Source organism: Streptomyces sp. NPDC048521 (assembly GCF_043199855.1).
Classification (GTDB): Bacteria; Actinomycetota; Actinomycetes; order Streptomycetales; family Streptomycetaceae; genus Streptomyces.
The window spans coordinates 172,026-187,475 of sequence record NZ_JBICWR010000015.1 but is presented as its reverse complement, the minus strand read 5'-3'; the positions used below and the strand labels follow the sequence as shown (position 1 = coordinate 187,475).

At 71.3% G+C, this 15,450-nt stretch carries 12 protein-coding genes; 4 read left to right on the top strand and 8 right to left on the bottom strand.

Annotated features, from left to right (window positions below; genetic code table 11):
* Nucleotides 1-65 precede the first annotated feature (65 nt).
* Nucleotides 66-986, bottom strand: coding sequence for a LysR substrate-binding domain-containing protein (locus ACGFRF_RS30365; protein ID WP_393745373.1), 921 nt, complete (start codon nt 984-986; stop codon nt 66-68).
* A 142-nt stretch (nt 987-1,128) separates the two neighbouring features.
* On the opposite strand from ACGFRF_RS30365, the gene ACGFRF_RS30360 reads away from it, so the two are divergent.
* Nucleotides 1,129-2,139 (top strand): aldo/keto reductase, encoded by a 1,011-nt coding sequence (locus ACGFRF_RS30360; protein ID WP_393745371.1) that lies wholly within the window; start codon nt 1,129-1,131, stop codon nt 2,137-2,139.
* A 32-nt stretch (nt 2,140-2,171) separates the two neighbouring features.
* Entirely contained in the window at nt 2,172-2,591 is a 420-nt protein-coding gene (locus ACGFRF_RS30355; protein WP_393745369.1) for an SRPBCC family protein, read from the top strand.
* Between the two features lie 373 nt (nt 2,592-2,964).
* Here the strand turns inward: ACGFRF_RS30355 and tpg are convergent, their stop codons facing one another.
* Both tpg and tap read right to left on the bottom strand, forming a co-directional pair.
* Nucleotides 2,965-3,522 (bottom strand): telomere-protecting terminal protein Tpg, encoded by a 558-nt coding sequence (tpg, locus tag ACGFRF_RS30350; protein ID WP_393745367.1) that lies wholly within the window; start codon nt 3,520-3,522, stop codon nt 2,965-2,967.
* A gap of 6 nt (nt 3,523-3,528) precedes the next feature.
* Nucleotides 3,529-5,796 (bottom strand): telomere-associated protein Tap, encoded by a 2,268-nt coding sequence (tap, locus tag ACGFRF_RS30345; protein ID WP_393745365.1) that lies wholly within the window; start codon nt 5,794-5,796, stop codon nt 3,529-3,531.
* Between the two features lie 206 nt (nt 5,797-6,002).
* On the opposite strand from tap, the gene ACGFRF_RS30340 reads away from it, so the two are divergent.
* On the top strand, nt 6,003-7,490 hold the full coding sequence (locus tag ACGFRF_RS30340; RefSeq protein ID WP_393745363.1) for a DHA2 family efflux MFS transporter permease subunit: 1,488 nt from the start codon (nt 6,003-6,005) through the stop codon (nt 7,488-7,490).
* A gap of 149 nt (nt 7,491-7,639) precedes the next feature.
* Nucleotides 7,640-8,296: a TetR/AcrR family transcriptional regulator gene (locus ACGFRF_RS30335; protein ID WP_393745361.1), complete on the top strand. Its 657-nt coding sequence runs from the start codon at nt 7,640-7,642 to the stop codon at nt 8,294-8,296.
* Between the two features lie 395 nt (nt 8,297-8,691).
* Here the strand turns inward: ACGFRF_RS30335 and ACGFRF_RS30330 are convergent, their stop codons facing one another.
* The 5 genes from ACGFRF_RS30330 to ACGFRF_RS30310 form a co-directional block, all read right to left on the bottom strand.
* Nucleotides 8,692-9,759, bottom strand: coding sequence for a glucose-1-phosphate thymidylyltransferase (locus ACGFRF_RS30330; RefSeq protein ID WP_393745359.1), 1,068 nt, complete (start codon nt 9,757-9,759; stop codon nt 8,692-8,694).
* A 238-nt stretch (nt 9,760-9,997) separates the two neighbouring features.
* Entirely contained in the window at nt 9,998-11,128 is a 1,131-nt protein-coding gene (locus ACGFRF_RS30325) for a glycosyltransferase (protein WP_393745357.1), read from the bottom strand.
* A gap of 260 nt (nt 11,129-11,388) precedes the next feature.
* Nucleotides 11,389-13,299, bottom strand: coding sequence for a glycogen debranching N-terminal domain-containing protein (locus tag ACGFRF_RS30320; protein WP_393745355.1), 1,911 nt, complete (start codon nt 13,297-13,299; stop codon nt 11,389-11,391).
* On the bottom strand, nt 13,296-14,651 hold the full coding sequence (locus ACGFRF_RS30315; RefSeq protein ID WP_393745353.1) for a trehalase family glycosidase: 1,356 nt from the start codon (nt 14,649-14,651) through the stop codon (nt 13,296-13,298). Before ACGFRF_RS30315 ends, ACGFRF_RS30320 begins: the two co-directional genes overlap by 4 nt.
* Nucleotides 14,648-15,448 (bottom strand): sugar phosphate isomerase/epimerase family protein, encoded by an 801-nt coding sequence (locus tag ACGFRF_RS30310; protein WP_393745351.1) that lies wholly within the window; start codon nt 15,446-15,448, stop codon nt 14,648-14,650. Before ACGFRF_RS30310 ends, ACGFRF_RS30315 begins: the two co-directional genes overlap by 4 nt.
* Nucleotides 15,449-15,450: the final 2 nt, after the last annotated feature.

The following is a 15,450-nucleotide window of genomic DNA, read 5'->3' as shown; positions in this document are numbered from 1 at the left end:
GCGGCTCCCGCAGATCGCGGTGAGCCGACCGCGGTACCGCCTCTGTCGGCCACCGGCGAGACGCGTCAGACGCCGAGTGCCTCCGTCCCGAAGTCCCCGCGGGCCGAGAGCACCGTCTTGCGGAACGAGGCCACGACCGGCCGCAGGTCGACGCTGTGCCAGACCGCCCACAGGTGCACCGATGCCTTGTGCCAGGAGAGTTCACGGACCGTCACCGCCTCCGTCGCGCCGCGCAGCATGCTCCGCTGCACCAGCGCGAGGCCGAGGCCGGATGCCACCAGGCCGAGTGCGGTCAGCGGCTCCGCGGCATCGAGCCGGACATCGGGGGTGAACCCGGAGGCGACGCAGGAGGCGACGAACGCGTCGCGCCAGGTCGGATCGCCCGGCCTCTCGATCGCGATCCACGGCTGCCCGTCGAGATCCTCGGCCGTGACCGTCTTCCTGGCAGCCAGCGGGTGGCCTGCCGGCAGAGCGAGCAACAGCGGATCCTCCAGCAGCGGCGCCGAGCGCAGTACGGGATCGTCGCTGTCCGGCGCTTCGCCGACCAGCGCGATGTCCAGGCTGCGCTGGCGCAGTCCCTCGAACTGCTCGGCCGCCGGCATGCTGTACAGGGCGACATGGACGGCGGGGCGTTCCTCCTGCAGGCGGCGCAGCGCGCCCGGCAGCACGCCGGTGTGCATGGCGTCGGCGACGTAGCCGATGCACAGGCCACCCTCTTCCCCCCGTCCCAGGCGTCGGCCGAGATTCTCCAGGCGGTCGGCGTGGCGCAGGAGCGCGCGTGCCTCGGTGAGGAAGACCGAGCCGTCACGGGTCAGCCGGATGCGCTGCTGGGTGCGCTCGAACAGGGTGAGGCCGAGGTTCTTCTCCAGCTGGGCGATCTGCCGGCTGAGCGGGGACTGCGAGATGCGCAGCTGCTCGGCGGCGCGTCCCACGTGCTCCGTCTCGGCCACGACCACGAAATAGCGCAATTGGCGCAGGTCAAGCATGTAAGACCTCTGAGGACTCAAGTATGCCCAAGAGAGTCTTGGACAGTCTGAAGTCTCCACCCTAATGTCGGGAAGCAGAGAACGGCGAACCCTGGCGAAAGCCACATATCTCGCCATCCATCCTCACTGCAAGGACCCCTTCATGACCATCACCCCGCTTCTGTCCGGACGCCTCGGGCTGGGTACCGCCCCTCTGGGCAACATGTTCCGGGCCGTCCCCGACGAGGAGGCCGCCGCCACCGTCGAGGCCGCCTGGGACCAGGGCATCCGCTACTTCGACACCGCTCCCTTCTACGGTGCGGGCCTGGCCGAGATCCGCCTCGGTGAGGCCCTCGCCGACCGCCCCCGTGACCAGTACGTGCTGTCGACGAAGGTCGGCCGCGTCATCCTCGACGAACTCGAAGACCCGGCCGCTCGCGACCTGGGCGAGAAGGGCGGGTTGTTCGAGCACGGCCGGCCCAACAGGATCGTCCACGAGTGGACGGCCGATGCCACCGAGCGCTCGATCGAGGGCAGTCTGAAGCGTCTCGGCGTCGACCGTCTGGACATCGTGTGGGTGCACGACATCGCGCAGGACTTCCACGGTGACGCGTGGCTGCAGAAGTTCGAGGAGGCCCGTACCGGTGCCTTCCGGGTGCTGACCCGGCTGCGTGAGGAGGGGGTCATCAAGGCCTGGGGGCTGGGTGTGAACCGCACCGAACCCATCGAGCTGACCCTCGCCCTCGACGAGCCCCGGCCCGACGGCTTCCTGCTGGCCGGGCGGTACACGCTGCTGGATCACGAGCATGCCCTGCAGCGGCTGCTGCCCATGGCCGTCGAGCAGGGGGTGGGCATGGTCGTGGGCGGCCCCTACAGCTCCGGCATCCTGGCCGGCGGCACCCACTTCGAGTACCAGGACGCGCCCCCGGAGATCATCGAGAAGGTGCGGCGCATCAAGGAACTCACCGGCCGCCATGGAGTGAGCATCAAGGCCGCGGCCCTGCACTTCTCCCTCGCCCACCCGGCCACCGCCGCCGTCGTCCCCGGCGCCACCAAGCCCAGCCGCATCGCCGAAGACCTCGCCGCCCTCGGTGAAGAGGTACCCGCCGCCTTCTGGACCGACCTGCGCGACGCCGGGCTGGTCTCCCCGGCCGCCCCCCTGCCCACCGTCTGACAGCCCCACCTCACCCCGACAGGAGTACCATCATGGCCTCCACGTCCGCGACCGTCGACCTCCCCGCGCCCCCCGAGCGGGTCTGGCAGCTCATCGGCGGCTTCGGCTCCCTGCCCGACTGGCTGCCCTACATCCCTTCGAGCACCCTCGCCGAGGGCGGTCGCGTCCGCCGTCTGGAGAACCCCGACGGCGACGTGATCGTCGAGCGGCTCGTCGCCTTCGACGACGCCGCGCGCTCCTACAGCTACGCCATCCTCCAGGCCCCGTTCCCCGTCACCGACTACCTGTCCACGCTGAAGGTGCGGGACGTCCCGGGCCGGGCCGACGCCTCCCGCGTGGTGTGGTCAGGCACCTTCACCCCCGCCGGGGTCAGTGCCGGCGAGGCCGTCGACCTGTTCCAGAGCATCTACGCCGACGGCCTCGCCGCCCTGCGGGAAACACTGGCGGCCTGAGACCGGCAAACTGCCTGCGGGGTCCGGCGTGACCTGCGAGCGCGGCCGACTGGCGGCCAGAGCCTTGGAGCAGTGACCCGCAGTCGGGTGCTGCCGAGCGCGACGGACGCCGGGTCAGCGGGACGGCCGCCTGCACGGAAGCCACGCGCGCGTGGCCCCGACAGGCGTTGGGAGCCCGTGCGGACCCGCGCGCGTGCCTGGCCCCGCCAGGTGGTGGGAAGCCGTGCGGACCCGCGCGCGCGTGGCCCCCGCGCCGGTCGGCCGTCGGGTCCGCGTGCCGCCCGTCCACCCGCCGTTCCCTCGACTCGCCGAGTGCGGACTGGATCAGGACGGCGACGCACGGCTCATCGGGCATCGGCGGCGTTCGGGGTGCCTACAGTTCGAACTCCAGGTGTTCGACGTCGGTGAGGCGTACCTCCTCCAACTGGCCGGCGCGGCGGCCGTCGTCCTGGAAGTACACCTCCTTGAGCCCCTCGGCGGCGATCTGCTGGAGCTGCCGGTCACCGGCGCCCTGGTCCTGGGCGTCGAAGAGGCGGGCGGCGTAGCGCGGCGGGAGCGCCACGGTCAGGTGCCGCAGCCGGTCGTCGTCGGTGGTGCCGATCGGCGCGGTGTAGCCGATCCGGGCGCGGGTGTCGATGACGATGCCGCCGGTGGTCGCCGCCTGCTGCCGTGCCCGGGCGCGGACCTGCGGCTGCCACCGCTTGCGCACCTCGCTCTCCAGACGGGCGGCGAGGTCCGGGCGCGGCTTCCTGATCTGGTTCTTGACGTACCGTTCGACGGTGCGCTGGGAGATCCGCAGCATCTGGGCGACGGCCCTCGTGCCCTTGAGCTGCCTGACCAGGTACCGCATCTGCGCGCCGGCCGACTTGGGAATCGGGCGCGTGAACGCCCGCTGCACCGCCTTGTCCAGGCCCTCCTCGAACACGCCCATCAGCCGCTACTCCCCGCCGTCCTTGCCGGTGACCTCACCGGTCTTGATGTACCGGGCGAGGTTCAGCTCCGGCGCCTCGAACCGCTCCCGGACCTCCTCGCCCCACAGCACGGTCTGGGTGCCCTCCCACTTGACCATCCCCGGGTTGACCCCGAGGCGCCAGCCGCCCGGCAGCGGCTTGCCCCCACGGTAGGGCAGGAAGTCCAGCGGGCCCGGGCCGTCGGAGGCGTACACGGCGCAGTCCGAGAGGACCGCGACCGGGTACTGCCCGGTGAACGCCGCGTGCTTGACGATCTTGCGGTGCATGTTGGTCCGCGTACGAGAGATCACCGCGGCGCGGATGTCCGGCCGCCACGTCGGCCGGGCCAGGGCCCGCCAGGGCCGGCCGGGCTTCCAGCCCTCGCCGCGCGGACGCTCCCGCAACTTGCCGATGCCGCCCTTCACCGTCGCCTTGATCGCGGACACCACGATCGCCAGCTCCGGGTCGCGCTCCCGGTAGCCGTCCATCGCCGCGAGGAACTCCCGCGGCGGGAGATCGGCCGGCACGCCGAGGTCGGCCATGGTCGCGACGTAGGCGTCACGCAGCCGTTGGTACCAGGCGTCCAGGTAACGGCCGTTGTCGTAGCGGACGTAGGCCTCGACCGGGCGCACGTCGTAGCCCAGCTCCACCGCGTAGGCGACGGTCGGCGTGGCGTACCAGGCCGGGCCCGCCGGTCGCTCGCCCGTCGGCGTGAACGGGCTGGGCAGCAGGCCGCCGTCCAGCTCCACCCACTCCTTCCCGGCCTTCACCCTCGACAGGTCGACATGGGAGAGGTCGACCAGCCAGGAACCGGGCAACTTCGCGTCGAACACCGGGTTCTTGACGTGGGTGGGCGCGCCCAGACCCACGATCAGGCCGTTCGCGCCGGCCGCGAAGGCCATGTTGACATCGATACCGACCAGGAAGCGCTTCGTGCATTCGTCGTCGGTGAGCGGGCGCGCCCAGTCGTAGGCCTCCTCCGCCAGGACCTCCGCCGGGGTACGGCGGTGGAAGCGCGGCAGGTCCTTCAGGAGCGGATGCCCGTCGGGGACCTCGCACGGCGCCGGGTCGACCGGGTCCTTGCCCAGGCTTCCGGGGTTGTGTTCGCTGTGCCGTTCGCCCGTCTCGTCCGGCTCGGACGCGCGGGTCGGCGGGTGCAGAGCCGTCATCAGCTCGAGCCCCGTCACGGCGGTCGACCCGCGCGGGGTCATCACCCGGAGCGCGTACGTGCCCAGGAGCCGGGCCAGGTCCGCCGGCGCCAGCTGTGCGGCGTACGCCCAGTGCCGGCTGTCGAGCGCGTTCCACGACGGGATGCACAACTGCACGCACGAGCGCTGCGCACCCCGCGCCGGGCGGTAGACACGCGCCCACGGCCCGAACCCGCGCTTGGTCAGCTTCCAGTCCGCCCGTGTCAACTGCTTGACCACCTTGTGGTCCTCCGGCAGCCGCCCCGCCACCCGCTCCTCGTCCGTCAGGGTGACCGGCAGGCCGTACCGCTCACACGCGGCCTCGGTGAGGACCAGCAGCGGGTCGGCGTCCTTCCCTGACCCGGCCAGCCTCGGCTGCCCGAGCCTGGCCTCGGACAGCGTCCACTCCACCAGGGCCGAGAGGGACTTGGCGGGCACCTCCAGAACCAGGCCGCCGACGCAGTACGCCACGGTGTCGTCGCCGTCGACGTCCACGACCGCCAGCGGGCCGTTCTCGAACCGCGGGTCCGCACCCGCGGGGGTGCCGGTAGAGGCGGCCTTCCTGCCACCCGGCAGGCGCGCGGGGGACGACGGGCCGGGGGTGCGCGCGGGGCGAGACGGGGCGGGGCGCGACGGGGCGACTCGGGCGGGGGTGTCTTGGGCGGCGGTCTCAGGTGCGGGGGTGCCACTGCTGATCCCGCCGACGGTGCCGGTGCCGCCAGCCCTGTCGGAACCGGTGTCGGTGTCGCCGGCCGTATCGGTGGGAGCGGTGCCGGTGAGGGGGCTGGTGCCGGTGTCGTTCTCGGGGTCGAGGGCGGGGAAGCGTTCGGCGAGGCCTTCGAGCAGTCGTGCGTAGGCGGCACGTTGCGGAGGCCGCGGCTCGGTCTTGCCCGCCTCCCAGTTCCCCACCGCCTCCCGGCGGGTGCCCAAGGCCTTCGCGACCTGGGTCTGACTCAGCCCGGCGGCCTCCCGTAGTCGCCTACGCTCGGCAGGAGGCGGAAGGTCATCCCGGGCAACCTGCTCCAGCAGCGCGTCGACAGCGCTGAACAGCTCCTTCTCAGCGGGCACGGAACCTCACCTCCATCAAGAGAACCTACAGGAAATCGCCCGCTGGATCGCACTCTGAACCGCGCACCGAGTCAGCCCTGAGCGGGCCGTGTTTCCTCACACGTATGCGTACAGCACTTCAATATAGATAGCCTATGATGAAATTCGTTCCGGCTCTCTCCGGTCCGGCTCCTCACACGTATCTCGATCATGGGAATGCAACACACATGTCATCCCCTGTCACTGACGTCACCACGCCGCCCAGAGCTGGTGCCCTCCTGCCGCAGCGCTGGCTGATCCTCGCTTTCATAGGTGTGGCGCAGCTCATGGTGGTTCTCGACTCGACCATTGTGAACATCGCGCTTCCCACCGCCCAGGCGGACCTGCACTTCTCCGATTCCGACCGGCAGTGGGTGGTCACCGCCTACGCGCTGGCCTTCGGCTCGCTTCTCCTGCTCGGCGGCCGGCTGGCCGACCTCTTCGGCCGCAAGAACGCCTTCCTCGTGGGTCTGGTCGGCTTCGCCCTCGCCTCCGCGCTCGGTGGTTCGGCCCAGAGCTTCGAAGTGCTGGTGATCGCCCGTGTCGTGCAGGGCGTCTTCAGCGCCCTGCTCGCCCCGGCGGCGCTCTCGCTCCTCATCGTCACCTTCACCGACCCGGCGGAGCGCGGCAAGGCCATCGGTATCTTCGGTGCCGTCGCGGGCTCCGGGGCATCCGTCGGCCTGCTGCTCGGCGGCTTCCTGACCGGTCACTTCAGCTGGCGCTGGACGCTGTACATCAACGTCCTCTTCGCCGCGGTCGCCTTCGTCGGCGGCTTGGTGCTGGTGCGCCGCACCGCGCGCAGCCACGCCCATCTCGACATCCCGGGCACACTGCTGGCGAGCGCCGGCCTCTTCTGCCTCGTGTACGGCTTCGCCAACGCCGACACCCACTCGTGGTCGTCGGTGAACACCTGGGGCTACCTGGTCGCGAGCGCAGTCCTGCTCGCCGTCTTCACCCTCTGGCAGACGAAGTCGCAGCATCCCCTGCTGCCGATGCGGATCCTGGCCCACCGTGACCGGGGAGCGGCCTTCGTGGCACTCCTCGTGCTGGGCTCCGGACTCTTCGGCATGCTCCTGTTCCTGACGTACTTCCTCCAGCAGGTGCTGCAGTACTCCCCCGTGCGGACAGGTTTCGCCTTCCTGCCCATGAACGCGTCCATCATGCTGACGGCGGTGACCGGTGCGAGTGTCCTCCTCCCGCGGTTCGGCCCGAAGCTCGTGGGCAGCGCCGGCATGCTCCTGTGCATGTCCGGAGCAGCGTGGCTCACGACGCTCGACACGCAGGCCGCCTACACCACCGACGTCCTCCCCGGGCTGGTGCTCACGGGACTCGGGCTGGGCAGCGTCTTCGCCACCGGCATGAGCCAGGCCACGGCGGGTGTCGCCGGACAGGACGCCGGGGTGGCCGGCGCCATGGTCAACACGATGCAGCAGGTCGGCGGCTCACTCGGTCCGGCACTGCTCAGCACCGTGGTGGCGTCGAGCACGGCCGACTACCTCTCCGAGCACCCCGGGCACCGTCCCTCGGTGCTGGTCGAGGCGAGTGTCCACGGCTACACGACCGCCTTCGTCTGGGCGGCGGCCTTCTTCGCAGTCGGCCTGGTCGTCTCCGGGCTCCTCTTCCGGCTGAAGCGGGACCCGTCGGAGGCATCCGCGACGCCGGTGGCGGTCCACTAACCTCCGGCCCGGCTCCGGTCACGGGACGGGAGGGACGGGAGGGACGGGAAGCCGGTGCTCTCACCCTTCGCGTCCCTCCCGGGCCTACCAGGGCATCATGGACGGATGGACAGCACAGAGCGCATCCGCCCGCGCCCGGAGAGGGAAGCATGAGCCCGCGGACCAACGACCAGCGCCGACCGTATCGAAGCGACAAGCGGGCGGAGGCCGCCGCGAGGACGAGGGCGTCGATCCTCGACGCCGCTCTGCGGCTCTTCGTCGACAACGGCTACGCGCAGGTCACGATCGGCGACATCGCCAGGGAAGCCGGGACGGCCGTTCCCACGGTCTACGCCAGCACCGGAGGCAAGTCGGCCATCCTGGCCACCCTGATGAAGCAGGGGGTGGACGACCCGGTCGTCCACCAGACCCTGGACGCCGTGCGCACTGCCACCGACGCCCGGGAGGCGATCGCCGCCACGGCGCACGGGGTACGCCTGGACAATGAGCGTCACCTGGACATCGCCCAGGTGATGATCAACGCCGCCGTGGTGGAGCAGACTGTCCAGGAGGAGCTCGCCCAGGTTGTTCATGCCTACCGCCAAGCACTCGCGGTGCTGGCCGAACGGCTGGAGGAACTGGGTGCGCTACGCCCCGGGCTGAGCCAGGAGCGCGCCACCGACATACTGTGGTTCCTGCTCGGGCTGCCGTCCTGGCGTGTCTTCATCGCGGAATTCAACTGGTCGTGGGACGAAGCCGAACGGTGGCTCGCGGACCAGGTGACTTCCGCGCTGCTCGCAGAGCCACAATGCGCCAGGGCCCGATAGGGCGGTCGATCGTCCAGCAAGTTGGGCGTCGTCCGCCGCAGGGGCTCGGCGCTGTCCGCGACATCCGCAAGGCATGCGCTCGCCATGCGACTCCCGCGAAACCGCCGGCGTCTGCGTCAGGTTCTCGGGATCGGGGCGGCCGGCCTCCCCGGCAGGCACACGCTCTCGCCGATGACCGCCATGCGTGTGCCGGTCGGCGCTGCGGTGCTCGTTCGCCGCATGACACGTTGGCGCATGCGGTGTGCGTGCGGTCCCCGGTGGCCGCCTCATCACCCCGTACCACCCACCGGCGCCCGGACCTCACCCGTACGGCCATGTCACGGCGGGCCGGAACCACGACCTGACGCAACCCCCCTTCCGGCCGCTTCGCCCGAGGGCTCGGCCCGGCGAAAGGCTCAGGAGTGGATCTGTACCTTGCTGTGGTCCCCGAGAATCAGCCGGTGGGCATGCGGCACCACAGGCGCTGGGGTCACCTCCGCATGACGTCCGATCAGGGACGCCTCGATGCGGGCCACACCCCTGATCGAGGCGTTCCGCAGCACGATGGAGAACTCGACTTCGCTGTCGAGGATCTGGCAGTCCTCGCCGACGGACGTGAACGCCCCGATGTAGGAGTGCCGCACCTCGGTCCCGGCGCCGATGACGGCCGGGCCGATGATGCGTGAGTGCGTGACACGCGCGCCTGCCTCCACCACGACCTGGCCGATGATCTCGGACTCCGCGTCGACCTCGCCCTCCAGACGGCTCTCCAGGCTCTCCAGAACCGTCCGGTTGACCTCCAGCATGTCACCGACGTTGCCGGTGTCCTTCCAGTAGCCCTTGATGACCGTGGAACGCACGTCCGCGCGGGTGTCGATCAGGTGCTGGATGGCGTCCGTGATCTCCAGCTCACCTCGCCCGGAGGGCCGAATGGCCCGCACCGCCTCATGGATCGCCGGGGTGAACAGGTACACGCCGACCAGGGCGAGGTCACTCTTGGGCCGATCGGGCTTCTCCTCCAGCCCGATGACCCGTCCGTCGCCGTCGAGTTCGGCGACGCCGAAGGCACGGGGGTCGGGGACGCGGGTCAGGAGGATCTGCGCGTCGGGCCGGTTCTCCCTGAACGTCTCGACCAGACCGGCGATGCCGCCGATGATGAAGTTGTCCCCCAGGTACATGACGAAGTCGTCGTCACCGAGCCAGTCCCGGGCGATCAGCACCGCGTGGGCCAGGCCGCGGGGGGCGTCCTGGGGAATGTAGGTGATCTTCAGGCCGAACTGCGCTCCGTCGCCGACCACCTGCCGGATCTCGTCGCAGGTCTCACCGACGATCAATCCGACCTCCGTGATCCCGGCGGCCGCGATGGATTCGAGTCCGTAGAACAGCACAGGCTTGTTGGCGACGGGCACCAACTGCTTGGCCGAGGTGTGCGTGATCGGCCGCAGACGGGTACCGGCTCCTCCGGACAGCACGAGAGCCTTCATGGGGATCCTTTCGAACCGCGAGGGCGGTTCCGCTCAGGTGCGGTGCGCGTGCGGTGGTGCGGTGGGCGAGCACACCCTGCACCATCGCCCCGCCCCGCCCCGCCCCGGCCCGGGACGTCCGGATGTTCGGCGGACCGTCCCGGGCCGGGGCACGAATCACGGTGTGTCACCGTGTCCGCGTGGACTGTGCCATTCCTCGAGCCCAGCACCCCCGTGGGCCGACCGCGGAGAATGAAGGTCAGCCGAGGTCGGCGACCAGCTGGTCCGCGACCTCGCGGGGCGAGGGCATCCCCGCGATCTGCTGGGCGGCGCGGCGGGCGTTGTCCCGGTACTCCGCGTTGCCGAGCACCTCGGTCACGGCTTCCACCACGGCCTCCGCTCCGGCCGGCGGCATGACCGCGACACCGGTGCGCGAGCCCGCGACGGCTCCGGCCTGGATGAACTGGTCGGCGCCCTGCGGTACGACGACCATGGGCAGGCCGCGCGAGAGGGTGCCCAGGGTGGTGCCGGCTCCGCCGTGGGTGACGACCAGGTCGATGCCGTCGAGCAGCTCGGCGAGGGGGGTGAATCCGACGAACTCGACGTGGTCGAGACCGTCGCCGTAGTCTGCGGCCGACGCGGTCAGGCCGAGGGTCACGACCAGGTCCGTCTTCGAGGCGAGGGCGTCGATCACCGGACGCAGCACCGCCGGCTCCGAGAAGTGCGTGCCGAAGGAGAGCAGCACCTTGGGACGGGCGCCGACGGCGGACGTCGCGACAGTGGTCGTGTCCTGCGTCCCGGCACTGCGGTGGGCCTCCGGCCGTATCGGGAGGCGGCCCTGCGGCGGCTGCCAGTCCGGCCCCTGGAAGACCTCGGGGCAGGGGTCCAGGTACCAGGTGGGCGCGGGCATGGCCAGGCCGCGGTCCTTGTAGCGGCGCTCGGCAACCGCGTCGAAGACGTTGGTGAACTCGGCGGGGATCAACGGGCCGAACGCCAGCTTGGCGTAGGGCACTTCGAGGGCAGCGGCGACGAGCGGGCCCACGTAGTCGACGGCCTCGGCGACGATGAGGTCGGGCTGGAACTCGCGCGCCGCGGCGACCGCGTCGTCCGCGGTGAGATCGATCCGGGCGCCGGCGAACAGCTCCGCCGCGACAGCGGGGTCGGGCGCGGTCGGGTCGTCCACGCCCGCCAGGCGAGCCGCCTCCGCCAGCAGCACGGGAATTTCAGGACCGACGGGCAGCAGCGTCATGCCCTCGGCGGCGAAGAGCGGCCCGAAGGAGGCCGAGGTGATCACGGCCACCTCGTCCCCGCGGTCACGGAACGCGCGGGCCAGAGGCAGCTCCGGCAGCAGGTGGCCGTGCTGCGGAGTGCTGGAGAAGAGGATTCGCATGTGTGGAGTCTAGAGCATTGGATGAAGTGTGACTTCATCCAAATGACGTCACACCCGCGCATGTGACAGGACGGCCTCGCGATGAAGCCGTCCCTGACGTCCGCAGCACGTACGTATCCCGGCTGCACACACAAGCAGGAGCCCTGCGCCGTGAGTGTGTGTCGCGTCCCGTGAGACACCTTCCTGGCAGGAGAGCTGTGGCGTGTGTATGCCCCGGCATGCGATGAGGGCCGTTCCGGTGCGTGGCAGCGCATTGGCGTTCACAGCATGTCCAGTGCCGTTCGCAGGGCGAGCGGTGTCGCCGCTGCCCAGGCCTGGGGCGAGCACGAGTGGGGGTAGGGGACCGGGCGGGCCGTGGCGGTGCGGTCGTAGCCGGCCAGTACCTCGGGCAGGCGGTAGTCGTGGTGGGCGGCCGCCGCGACGAGGCCCTCCGCGACCGTGCGGGCCTGTTCGGCGAGTCGGTGGTGGGCGAGGCCCAGCACGATGACGGCGTTGTCGTGCGGCCAGGCACTGCCGCGATGGTAGGACAGGGGGTGGTACGGCTTCTGACCCGCGGCCAGCGTGCGGATCGCCCAGCCGGAGAAGAAGTCGGGCTGGAGCAGGCGCTCCCCCACGCGGCGGGCGCGGTCCTGGTCGAGGATCCCGGACCACAGCAGATGGCCGGCGTCGGAGGTCAGGGCGTCGGCCTGGCGGCCGTTGCCGTCCAGTGCGAGGGCGGGGAAGTCGGCGTCCGGCATCCAGAAGTCGGTGACGAAGCGGGTGCGCAGTGCTGTGGCGGCTTCGCGCAGGCGCCGGGCGTACGGTTCGTCCCGCCAGAGGGCGGAGGCGAGTTCGGCGGTGCGGATCAGCGCGTCGTAGGCGTAGCCCTGGACCTCGGACACGGCGATGGGACCCTCGGCCTGCGTGCCGTCGGCGAAGCAGACGGCACCCGCCGAGTCCTTCCAGTTCTGGTTGACCAACCCATGGGGATCGGGCTGGTAGACGAGGTAGCCGTGCTTCTCCAGGCCGCCGTCGGTGAGCATCCAGTCGACCGCCCGCCGGGCGTGCCGCTCCAGCCGTACGGCGAGGGCGGGGTCGCCGGTCGTCTCGTAGTGGGCGTGGAGCAGCACCAGGAAGAGCGGGGTCGCGTCGACGGCGCCGTAGTAGCGGCCGTAGGGAACCTGCCGGAAGTGGGCGAGTTCGCCGTGGCGGGTCTCGTGGACGATGCGTCCGGGCTGTTCGCCGCTCGCCGGGTCGTGGTGGCGGCCCTGGGTTGCGGCCAGGGCGCTCAGTGTGGCGGCTGCCGTCGTGGGCCGGTAGGGCAGCAGGAAGTAGGACGTCAGCAGTGAGTCACGGCCGAACAGGGTGAGGAACCAGGGGATGCCTGCCGCGGGGACGTGGGCTTCCTCGCCGTCCACGCCGGTGACCGGGATGGTCAGCAGGTCCACGTCGGCCAGGCCCCGTTCGCAGGTGCGGGTCAGGTCGTCGGTCGCCGCCGGGGTACGGCGCTGCGGCCGGGCCACGGTGGGGGTCCCGTCCGGCAGTCCGTGCGGTCGGGCGTGGACGGTCAGATGGAGGTCGGCCTGTCCGTGGGCGGCGAGTTCCAGGTGCCAGCTGAGCGTGCGGGCGGTGGGGTGCGGTGTGCCCCGGACCGTGTCGAGGCCGGTGGGGGCGGGGTGGCAGACGAGGGTGGTCCGGGAGTGCCAGTCGGCTCGTCGGTAGTCGAAGACCAGTCCTTCGTCGGTGCGCTGGACCTGGCGCCGGCCGCCCGGCTTGTCGTAGTGCCGGTCGTCGGCACGCAGTTCGAACAGGTCGGCGAAGTCCGCGTCGACGGTGATCTCCACGCGGGCGGTGACCGGGTCGGGGCGGTTGCTGACCAGGCGCAGGTGTTCGGTGAGCGCGCCGGCGCTGACGGTCTGTTCGCGGAAGACGGTGTAGGCGGGCGGGTTGTCCCGGGTGCCTGGTGGGGTCAGGACACTGGTGGCCTTGTCGTCGGTCTCGGCGGTGGCGGGCACCAGGGCGGCGGGCTCGGTGCCGTCGACGGTGAGGTGCCAGCGGCTGAGGTGCCGGGCGTCGCGCAGGAACAGTCCGTCGGGCAAGGTGCCGCGGGTGCCGCTGATGCCCCCGGCGGCATCCAGACGGGCGAAGGTGGCGTCCCGTACGAGCTGGACGTGGGCGTCGGCCGGGGTCATGGCGTGGGCTCCTTGGGGTCGGCGCATAGGAGGTCGAGCGTGAGGGCGGCGGTCCAGGAGAAGTGCCGGGCGCCGCGGGCGGCACCGGTGGTCGGGTCGATGTACTCGGCGAAGTCGGAGTCTCCCGCCTCACGGAGGAAACCCTGCCGCAGGCGCTCGGCGTCCTGGCCCCGGCCGTGCGTGCGCAGACCGCGGTGGATCAGCCAGGCGGTGTTGAACCAGGCCGGACCGCGCCAGTAGCGCTGGGCGTCGAAGGCGTGACCGGTCAGGTCGTAGCTCGGCACCAGGCGCGTGGCCGGTGCGCTGAAGCGCGGGCCGGTGAGTGTCTGGACGAGGCGGCTGACGATGTCCGGCGGCAGGTGGGGAGCGAGGAGCGGGACCAGGCCGGTGACGCTGTGCTCCTCGACCAGGGTGTCGGTGGCCAGGTCGCGGACGCGGAACAGCCCCGCTTCGTCGTCCCACAGCCGGGTCACCAGCTGCCGGGTCAGCTCGTCGGCGCGCGCGGTGTGCGCCGCGCCGTCCGCGCCGGTCTCCTCGGCCATGGCGGCCAGGGCGCGTTCGCCGACGATGAGCAGCGCGTTGAAGCAGGGGTCCTCCACCGCGAAGGTGTGCCGGGCGGCGCGGTCGTCGTAGCCGGCTTCGCGGTAGTCGGTCACCAGGCGGACGTAGCGGCCGTAGTCCAGGTCGGTCGGCCGGTCCGCGGCGTGGCCGTGGTTCAGGTCCGCCCGACGGAAGGCCTCCGGCGCGGCCGGGACGACGCGTTGCAGGGCCCGGTCCCAGCAGGGGCTGTTGTCCATGCCGGGCTCCCAGGGGTGGACGACGGCGGCCAGCCCCGCGCCGCCGAGGTCACGGCGGTCGAGGAGATAGTCGTGCCAGGCGGCGAGGCGTGGCCGGACGCGGGCCAGGAAGCCGCGCCGCCGCGACTCCTCGGGGTCGGCGCGGTGCACGAGCCACGCCGCCAGGGCGTGCACCGGGGGCTGGACGATGCCGGAGGTCTCGGGTGTCGCGGGTGCGCCCGCCGCCCGGCCGGCGGTGGAGGAGTGCCAGAAGTCGGGGCTCGGGAAGTAGGCGTCGTCGGGTACGGCGGGGTTGAAGACGATGTGCGGTATGCGTCCGTCGGCCCACTGCGCGGACAGCAGCGACTCCAGCTCCTGCTGGGCGCGGCGCACCGACAGGTGGCGCAGCCCGATGGCGATGAAGGCGGAGTCCCAGCTCCACTGGTGGGGGTAGAGGGTGCGGGACGGAACGGTCGAGGTGCCGGTCCAGTTGTCGATGAGGACCCGCGTCGCACCGCCCCGCAGTGTCAGGGCTGCGGTGGTGGTGGACGCGGGCCGGTCCAGGAGGGACTTCACGCGCCGGACCTCTTGAGGAAGGCGGGCACGGAGCGGACGGCTTGTGCCGGGTCGCCGGTCAGCCTGCACTCGAGGGCGAGGTAGCCCTCGTAGCCGATGGTGTGCAGGGCGCCGAGCCAGGCGGGCCAGTCGAGGTGGCCGGCTCCGGGCTGGAAGCGGTTGGAGTCGGAGACCTGGGCGTGGCCGATGACGTCGGCGTGGGCGAGGATCGCGGCGGCCGGGTCGGTCTCCTCGATGTTCATGTGGTAGCTGTCGATACCGATCCTGAGGGAGTCCAGGCCGGTGGCGCGGATCAGGTCGGCGGCCTGTTCGAGCCGGTTGACCATGTGGTCCTCGTACCGGTTGAGCGGCTCGAGGAAGAGGGTCACGCCCTCCTTGCGGGCGTGCTCCCCGAGTTCGGTCAGGCCGGTCAGCAGGACCTCCCGGTCCTCCTCCTCGCTGCGCGGGGGTTCGAAGGGCGGCAGGCGGCGGGAGAACATGCCGTACGAGGCCGGGGTCTGGGCGCCCAGGCCGCCGATCTCCGCGATCACGGTGAGCTGGGACTTCATCTGGTCGATGGCGTCGCGGCGCAGGTCCGCGTCGAAGGCGCCGAGGAAGTGCAGCATGTCCACGCACACGGTGGGCATGACGACGCCGTCCTTGCGGGCCTGCTCGAGTTCCTCGAGGCGGGAGGCGAAGTGGAGGTCGCCCTTGCCGCGCAGTTCGATGGCGTCGTAGCCCGCCTCCTGGGCGAACTCCCACTTGGCCTGCAGGGTGTCTCCGGGCAGGAGTTGCTCCTGCGCCGCGGTCTTGAACATGG

What these genes read in the sequence shown, in the direction of transcription:
- ACGFRF_RS30330 (WP_393745359.1), bottom strand. Translation starts at nt 9,759, where the DNA reads ATGAAGGCTCTCGTGCTGTCCGGAGGAGCCGGTACCCGTCTGCGGCCG.
- ACGFRF_RS30310 (WP_393745351.1), bottom strand. Translation starts at nt 15,448, where the DNA reads ATGTTCAAGACCGCGGCGCAGGAGCAACTCCTGCCCGGAGACACCCTG.
- ACGFRF_RS30360 (WP_393745371.1), top strand. Translation starts at nt 1,129, where the DNA reads ATGACCATCACCCCGCTTCTGTCCGGACGCCTCGGGCTGGGTACCGCC.
- ACGFRF_RS30355 (WP_393745369.1), top strand. Translation starts at nt 2,172, where the DNA reads ATGGCCTCCACGTCCGCGACCGTCGACCTCCCCGCGCCCCCCGAGCGG.
- ACGFRF_RS30320 (WP_393745355.1), bottom strand. Translation starts at nt 13,299, where the DNA reads ATGACCCCGGCCGACGCCCACGTCCAGCTCGTACGGGACGCCACCTTC.
- ACGFRF_RS30365 (WP_393745373.1), bottom strand. Translation starts at nt 986, where the DNA reads ATGCTTGACCTGCGCCAATTGCGCTATTTCGTGGTCGTGGCCGAGACG.
- ACGFRF_RS30325 (WP_393745357.1), bottom strand. Translation starts at nt 11,128, where the DNA reads ATGCGAATCCTCTTCTCCAGCACTCCGCAGCACGGCCACCTGCTGCCG.
- ACGFRF_RS30340 (WP_393745363.1), top strand. Translation starts at nt 6,003, where the DNA reads ATGTCATCCCCTGTCACTGACGTCACCACGCCGCCCAGAGCTGGTGCC.
- ACGFRF_RS30335 (WP_393745361.1), top strand. Translation starts at nt 7,640, where the DNA reads ATGAGCCCGCGGACCAACGACCAGCGCCGACCGTATCGAAGCGACAAG.
- tpg (WP_393745367.1), bottom strand. Translation starts at nt 3,522, where the DNA reads ATGGGCGTGTTCGAGGAGGGCCTGGACAAGGCGGTGCAGCGGGCGTTC.